Genomic DNA, 7,743 nt, shown 5'->3' with positions numbered 1-7,743 from the left:
CGCTAAACGCAGGGCGTGGCCGGAGAAGCGTGAAGGCCCCCTTCCCAGGCAGAGCCGAGGGAAGGGGGCCTTCACGCGTCAAGCGGAGACGTCAGTCGGTGGTCTCGTCGGTGCCGTCGGCCTTGGCCTTGGCGTCGGCCGCCTTGGGCGCCCGGCCGTTGCGCGAGCTGCGACGCGGCTGACGCGGGGCGGGCGGCGGCGGGGCGATCTGCTGCACGGCCGGGCCACCGCCGAGCATCAGCTCCGCGAAGGTCGCCATGGCCTCGTCCAGCTGGCCGCCGATGCGGCGCACGGACTCGTCGTTGCTCTTGCGCACCAGCGTGTCGACCGAGTCGGTGTCCGGCTGCTTCTGGAGCGTGCTCTCGACCTTCGACAGGCCGCTGCGGATCGAGCCGTCGAGGTCGCCGAGGCGTCCGGTGAAGCCGTCCTCGACCTTGTCGAGCCGCTCCGCGAGGTCGTCCAGCCGCGAGGTGACCTTCTCGAGGCGGTCGCCCAGGCCGTCGAGGCGCTCCGAGGCGTCGATCATCTCGCCGGTCTCGGTCAGCGCGGTCTTCAGCGCCTCGGTGTTCGCGGTGAGGCTGTCCTTGGTGGCCTTGTCGAGGTTCTCGACGCGGGTGCGCAGCTCGCGGTCGACGGTGTCGACGCGGTCGCGCAGGGTCGACTCGGCCTGCTCGACGCGCTCGCGCACCGGGCCGATCACCGACTGCGGGAGCGAGTCGGTCTTCACGTCCTGCTTGTCCAGGTGCGCGCCGAGCTCGTCGAGACGGCGGTGGATGTTCTGGAGCTTGTCCTCGAGCCCGTCCATCCGGCCCCCGACGCCTTCGAGGCGCGCGGCCATGCCGTCGAGGCGGCCGTCGAGCTGGGCGAACGGCTTGGCCAGCTTGTCGACGATGCTTTCGACGGCGCGGGTCAGCGCGGCGATCGCGGTGTCCTGCGCTTCGAGCCGCGACATGGTCTCGTCGAGCCGCTCGGCGAGCACGCTGGTCTCGGTGCGGTCGGGCATCTCCGAGAGGCGCTTGCGGACCGCGCCGAGCGAGTCGACCGGCGCCAGACGTGCGTAGATGTCGTCGAGCGCGTCGAAGATCTGCTGCTGTTCGCTCTCACGCACTTCGGCCGCGCGCACCAGCATGTTGCGCATCCGGTCGAAGGACGGGGCTGCTGCAATGTGGTTGTCAGTGGTCACTGCGGTGTCCTTCGTGGGCGGGGAAATGGGAGGGACGTGACGTGAAGCTTATCCATTGCGAAATTGCTCTGCGTATGGCCCCCGGGTATCGGACAATGCCGAGCTCTGACCCTGATGGCCGATTCAGCCGGTGATCGACAAAGCCGAGGGTTAACCGGAGCGCGGGAGTTACCACCATGTAGGGGAATGACAGCCTGGTTACCGTTACGTATGTCCTCTGAAAGCAGCAGACCCCTCGTCCCGGAGGCGGTACTGGCCCGTGCTCCCAAGGTTCTCCTCCACGACCACCTGGACGGCGGATTGCGTCCCGCGACGGTCGCCGAACTCGCCGAACAGACCGGGTACCAGGCCCTTCCGACCGGTGATCCCGTCGCGCTCGGCCGATGGTTCCGCGACGCCGCCGATTCCGGCTCTCTCGTCTCGTACCTTGAGACGTTCGCGCATACCTGCGGCGTGATGCAGACGGAGGAAGCGCTGGTCAGAGTGGCCGCCGAGGCGGTCGAAGACCTCGCGGCCGACGGGGTCGTCTACGCCGAGGTGCGGTACGCGCCCGAACTCTTCGTCGAACGCGGACTGTCACTCGATGCGGTGGTCGAGGCCGTTCAGGCCGGGTTCGAGGAAGGTGAACGGAGAGTGGCGGCCGCGGGCGGCCGGATCCGCGTCGGGACGTTGCTCTGCGCGATGCGCCAGCACGCCAGGGCACTCGAGATCGCCGGTCTCGCCGTCCGCTACCGCGACGCCGGCGTGGTCGGGTTCGACATCGCCGGACCGGAAGACGGATTTCCGCCTACCAGAAATCTCGACGCATTCGAGTTCCTGCGGACGAATAATGCGCATTTCACCATTCATGCCGGTGAAGCGTTCGGGCTCGCGTCCATTTGGGAGGCGATTCAGCATTGCGGCGCGGAGCGCCTCGGTCACGGTGTGCGGATCGTCGACGACATCAAGACCGACAGTGACGGCACGGTCCATTTGGGACGGTTGGCCGCCTACGTCCGCGACCGGCGGATCCCGCTGGAGATCTGTCCCACCTCCAATGTCCAGACGGGAGCGGCGCGCTCGATCGGCGAACACCCCATCGGCCTGCTCGCCCGGCTGCGCTTCCGGGTCACCGTCAACACCGACAACCGGCTGATGAGCGGCTGCTCCATGACCAGCGAATTCGCCGCCCTGACCGAGGCCTTCGGCTTCGGGCCGGCCGATCTCGAGTGGTTCACCATCAATGCGATGAAATCCGCGTTCCTCGATTTCGATCAGCGGCTCGACATCATCAACACGGTCATCAAGCCCGGGTACGCGGCCTTGCGGTAGTTAGCACGGACAACTATCGTTCACTATGTAGGAGTTCTATCCCAAATAGTGGAACGGTGACGAAGATGGCGCAGGTCGTGGACGTGGGGATCGGCGGCAAACGGCGCTGGCTCATCCTCGCGCTCGGCCTCGCCGCGCAGACCGCGAGCTGTTCGTTCCTCTACGGGATCCCGTTCCTGGTGCCGTCCATGCAGCGTGCGGAGGGGCTCACGCTCGCCGAAGCGGGAACGGTGGTCGCGGCGCCGAGTCTTGGCCTGCTGTTCACCTTGATCCTGTGGGGTGCGGCCGCCGACCGTTACGGAGAGCGTTTGGTAATGGCCCTCGGACTCGGCGTCTCGGGGTTACTCCTCGTGTACGCGGCCGTGGGCGCCCACTCGCTCGGGATCCTCTTTGGAGTGTTTCTGCTCGCCGGCGCGAGCACCGCGTCAGTGAACGCCGCGAGCGGCCGGGCGGTCCTCGGCTGGTTCGGCCCGGCGGAACGCGGCTTCGCGATGGGCATCCGCCAGATGGCGCAGCCGCTCGGGGTCGGTGTCGCCGCCTTCGGGCTCCCGCCGCTCGCGGATCGCTGGGGCTTCCAGGTCTCGCTGATGCTGCCCGCGCTGGCCGCGATCGTCGTCGCGGTGCTCGTCGCCTGGCTGCTGGTCGACCCGCCGCGTCCGGACACCGGGACCGGCGCGGGGGAGAAGCCGCCGTCGCCGTATCGGAGGCCGGCGCTCTGGCGCGTGCACGGCGCGAGCGCGCTGCTCGTCGTCCCGCAGTTCACCGTCTCCGCCTTCACCCCGGTGTACCTGGTGACCGTCCACCACTGGACGGCCGCGTCGGCGGGCTGGTTCGTCGGCGCCGTCCAGATCCTGGGCGCGCTGGGCAGGCTCGTCTCGGGCCGCTGGTCCGACCGCGTCGGCAGCCGGTTGCGGCCGATGCGGCAACTGGCGGTCGCGAGCGCGGTGGTCATGCTCCTCGTCGCCGCCGGGGACGCGACCTGGCCGTGGCTGGTGCTGCTCGCCTTGGTCCTGGCCGCGGTGATCACCGTGTCCGACAACGGACTCGGCTTCACCGCCTCGGCCGAGATGGCCGGGCTCGCCTGGGCCGGGCGGGCGATGGGCACGCAGAACACCGGCCAGAACATCGCCGCCGCGCTGACCCCGCCGATGCTGGGCCTGGTCATCGGCGACTCGCGGTACGCGCTGGCCTTTTGCGTCGCCGCGGTCTTCCCGGCGCTGGCAGTGGCCCTGGTACCCGTCAAAGACGAAAAGAGCCCCTCAGGACGAACCTGAGGGGCTCTTTCGCGAGTTGGATCAGACGACCGTGAGGCGGTTCTCGAAGGTCTCGACGAGCTTGCGCCACTCGGACTGCTCGGCGTCGAAGGGAGCGCTCGGCTCGAGGCGCGTGGGGTCCGGCCGCAGCACGAACGACACCAGCCAGCCGAGGCTTTCATTGGCGGCCAGCGCGGTGTCGACGCTGTCGTCGTCGGCCCAATCGGCGGCGTCGGTGATCAGCTCGACGGCCAGCTCCAGCTGGGTCGGGTCGATCGCCTCCGGGCCTTCGGCGATGTCGTCGGCGATGCCGTTCAACACGTAGGTGTTCTCGGTGTCGACGTCGATCTCGAGCTCGCCGGCGGTGGCCTTCGTGGTCACCTCGTCCCAAGTGGACACTTGGGCGAGGTCGTTGCCCGCCAGTTCCTTGCCGTCCGCGATCGCGCGGATGAGGGCCTTCTCGGAGGAGAAGACGTCGATCTCGCCTTCGCTGCCGAGGAAGATCGGCTTGTCGTCGAGGTAGCAGCGCAGCGTGTAGTACTCGGCGCCCGAGGTGATGATCTTGATCGGGTCGATGCCGACCTCGCCCCAGAAACCGACGGGCTCGTCGTCTTCGTCCTCGTCGTCCGCGTCGACGTCTTCGAGGTCCTCGTTCTCGGCGGCGGCGGCCTCGGCTTCGGCGGACTCCGCGAGGAAGGTCGCGAGCTCCTCGGCCGTCTGCTCCAGCACCTTCTCGTCGACGTCGGGAACGGTCACCAGGCCGTCGATCGCGTCGAGCACGGTGTCCCACTTCTCGGAGACCGCCTGCGACAGGTCCGCCCACAGGCGCTCGCCGTCGCGGCCGGAGAAGGGCAGCGTGCCCTGGTCCAGCAGCGAGAAGCTCTCGTGCGCGTCGAGGACTTCGTGGACCTCGTCGAGCTCGCACACGTCCGCGAGCGAACGCACGATGCCGATGATCTCGGCCAGCTCGCCCAGCGTCCACTGGTCCGGCTTCTCGGCGACCAGCTCGGGGACGCCCACCAGGTCGTAGGTGTGGTCGTCGTCCGGGATCAGCTCGGGCACGTTCAGCGCCGGCACGACCTCCCACGCGGGGTGGTCGAGCAGGTCGTGCTGCTCGGAGGTCCGCACGAAAGCGGCGAGGTGCGCGGCGTCCGGGAAGGCGTACAGGTCCTCCTCGTCGCCGAGGAAGGCTTCCCATTCCTCGCCGTCCTCCCGCCAGCGCGGCGCCCAGAGAGTGACGACGTCACCCTGTGGCAGGCCGAGTTCGATCGGGATGATGTCCTGTGCCATTCCTTAGCCCTCTCGGATTACCGCCTGTGTGCGCGCGGCCGGGCGATGCTTGCCCGATGGGTGCGCGGTACCGCGAAGCCTACGGGTTTCCGCCGATGGGCGCGATCACCCCTGGGCAAGAAGCGACCAACGGATGGCACGATAGGCCTTCTGATGACACTTACAGACCTCCTGCCTGCGGCTCCCGACCCCGACTCGCTGTTCGAAGCCTTCTCGACCTGGACAGCCGAGCGCGGGCTGGAGCTGTACCCCGCGCAGGAGGAGGCCATCATCGAGGTGGTCTCCGGGGCGAACCTGATCCTGTCGACGCCGACGGGCTCGGGTAAGAGCCTGGTCGCCGTCGGCGCCCACTTCACCGCGCTCGCGCACGGCCGCCGCAGCTACTACACGGCGCCGATCAAAGCCCTGGTCTCGGAGAAGTTCTTCCAGCTCATCGAGATCTTCGGCGCCGAGAACGTCGGCATGATGACGGGGGACTCGGCGGTGAACGCCGACGCGCCGATCATCTGCTGCACGGCGGAAATCCTGGCGAACATGGCGTTGCGGTTCGGCGCCGACGCGCCGGTCGGCCAGGTCATCGCGGACGAGTTCCACTTCTACTCGGAACCGGATCGCGGCTGGGCCTGGCAGGTGCCGCTGCTGGAACTGCCGAAGGCGCAGTTCGTGCTGATGTCGGCGACGCTGGGCGACGTCTCGTTCTTCGAAAAAGATCTCACCAGGCGCACGGGCCGCCCCACCGCGGTGGTCACGTCGGCGGAGCGGCCGGTGCCGCTCACCTTCCGCTACGCGCTGACACCGTTGCACGAGACGATGTCCGAGCTGCTCAACGGCGGTCAGTCGCCGGTCTACGTCGTGCACTTCTCACAGGCGGCGGCGATCGAGCGCGCGCAGACGCTGATGAGCATCAACGTCACCTCGAAGGCGGAGAAGGAGGCCATCGCCGAGATGCTCGGCGACTTCCGCTTCTCGGCCGGGTTCGGGAAGACGCTGTCCCGGCTGGTCCGGCACGGCATCGGCGTGCACCACGCCGGCATGCTGCCGAAGTACCGGCGCCTGGTCGAGCAGCTCGCGCAAGCCGGACTGCTGAAGGTGATCTGCGGGACCGACACGCTCGGCGTCGGCATCAACGTACCTATCCGCACGGTGGTCTTCTCCGCGCTGACGAAGTACGACGGAGTGCGGCAACGGCATCTCAAGGCGCGCGAGTTCCACCAGATCGCCGGGCGCGCGGGCCGCGCCGGGTACGACACCGACGGCTACGTCGTCGTGCAGGCGCCGGACCACGTCGTCGAAAACGCCAAGGCGCTGGAGAAGGCGGGCGACGATCCCAAGAAGAAAAAGAAGATCGTCCGCAAGAAGGCGCCCGAAGGGTTCGTCAACTGGACGGAGAGCACCTTCGACCGGCTGATCGCGGCCGAGCCGGAGCCGCTGACGTCGAGTTTCCACGTCAGCCACTCGATGCTGCTGAACGTCGTTTCCCGGCCGGGAAACGCGTTCGACTCGATGCGGCATCTCCTGGAGGACAACCATTCCGACCGTCCCGCTCAGCGGAAGCTGATCCTGCGCGCGATCGCGATCTACCGCGCGCTGCTCGCGGCCGGGGTCGTGGAGCGGCTCGACGAACCCGACGAGCAGGGCCGCATCGTCCGGCTCACCGTGGACCTGCAGTTCGATTTCGCGCTGAACCAGCCGCTCTCGCCGTTCGCGCTGGCCGCGATCGAACTGCTCGACGTCGAGTCGCCGTCGTATCCGCTCGACGTCGTGTCCATTGTGGAATCCACTGTGGACAATCCTCGCCCGGTGCTTTCGCAGCAACAGTTCAAGGCGCGCGGCGAGGCCGTGCAGGCGATGAAGTCCGAGGGCATCGAATACGACGAGCGGATGGAACTGCTCGAAAACGTCACGTATCCGAAGCCGCTGGAGGAACTGCTGGAAGCGGCGTATTCCCGCTACCGGCAAGGGCATCCGTGGGTCGAGGACTACGAGCTCAAGCCGAAGTCGGTCGTGCGCGACATGTATGAGCGCGCGATGAACTTCGTGGAGTACATCGGTTTCTACCAGCTCGCCCGCTCGGAAGGGCTGGTGCTGCGGTACCTCACCGACACCTACGACTCGCTCCGGCACACGGTCCCCGACGAGGCCAAGGACGAGGGTCTGCAGGACCTCATCGAATGGCTCGGTGAACTGGTGCGCCAGGTCGACTCCAGTCTCCTCGACGAGTGGGAAGCCTTGCGGCACCCCGAAGAAGAGGGCCCGGTTTCGGCGAGGCCGCCGTCCGAGCCGCCCGCGGTCACGCGGAACGAGCGGGCTTTCCGGGTGCTCGTGCGGAACGAGCTGTTCCGCCGGGTCGAGCTCGCCGCCCGGCGTTCCTACGGGGCGCTCGGCGAGCTGGACGCCGCGTCGGGCTGGGACGCGGACGCGTGGGAAGACGCCATCGAGGACTACTTCGACGAGCACGAAACGCTCGGCATCGGGCCGGACGCGCGTGGCCCCAAGCTGCTGATCATCGAGAAGGAGACGGAGATCTGGCGGGTGCGGCAGATCTTCGACGACCCCGCGGGCGATCACGACTGGGGCATCGGCGCGGAAGTCGATCTGGCGGCTTCGGACGAGGCGGGCTCGGCGGTCATCCGGATCACCGCGGTGGACCAGCTCTGACTCAGGCCGCGCTTACACCGTTACGCGCGCCATGAAAGGTCCTTTCCT

General features: G+C 68.0%; 5 protein-coding genes. 3 read left to right on the top strand and 2 right to left on the bottom strand.

The genetic code is table 11. The annotated features are described in order from the left end of the window. Positions 1-91: 91 nt before the first annotated feature. On the bottom strand, positions 92-1,183 hold the full coding sequence (locus ACFWMR_RS41835) for a PA containing protein (RefSeq protein WP_378276975.1): 1,092 nt from the start codon (positions 1,181-1,183) through the stop codon (positions 92-94). Between the two features lie 210 nt (positions 1,184-1,393). Here ACFWMR_RS41835 and ACFWMR_RS41830 point away from each other — a divergent pair, with 210 nt between their 5' ends. Together ACFWMR_RS41830 and ACFWMR_RS41825 are read left to right on the top strand one after the other, a co-directional pair. Further along, entirely contained in the window at positions 1,394-2,494 is a 1,101-nt protein-coding gene (locus ACFWMR_RS41830; RefSeq protein ID WP_378276978.1) for an adenosine deaminase, read from the top strand. 65 nt (positions 2,495-2,559) lie between these two features. Then, positions 2,560-3,768, top strand: coding sequence for an MFS transporter (locus tag ACFWMR_RS41825; protein WP_378382410.1), 1,209 nt, complete (start codon positions 2,560-2,562; stop codon positions 3,766-3,768). A gap of 21 nt (positions 3,769-3,789) precedes the next feature. On the opposite strand, the gene ACFWMR_RS41820 is transcribed toward ACFWMR_RS41825, so the two are convergent. Continuing rightward, on the bottom strand, positions 3,790-5,037 hold the full coding sequence (locus tag ACFWMR_RS41820) for a primosomal protein (protein WP_378382409.1): 1,248 nt from the start codon (positions 5,035-5,037) through the stop codon (positions 3,790-3,792). Positions 5,038-5,190: 153 nt separating this feature from the next. Between ACFWMR_RS41820 and ACFWMR_RS41815 the strand changes: the two genes are divergently transcribed. Beyond that, positions 5,191-7,695: a DEAD/DEAH box helicase gene (locus ACFWMR_RS41815; protein WP_093934961.1), complete on the top strand. Its 2,505-nt coding sequence runs from the start codon at positions 5,191-5,193 to the stop codon at positions 7,693-7,695. Positions 7,696-7,743: the final 48 nt, after the last annotated feature.

Origin of the sequence: Amycolatopsis thailandensis, from assembly GCF_042723255.1 — a bacterium.
Taxonomy (GTDB): Bacteria; Actinomycetota; Actinomycetes; order Mycobacteriales; family Pseudonocardiaceae; genus Amycolatopsis; species Amycolatopsis thailandensis.
This window is presented reverse-complemented; position numbering and strand designations above follow the sequence as displayed.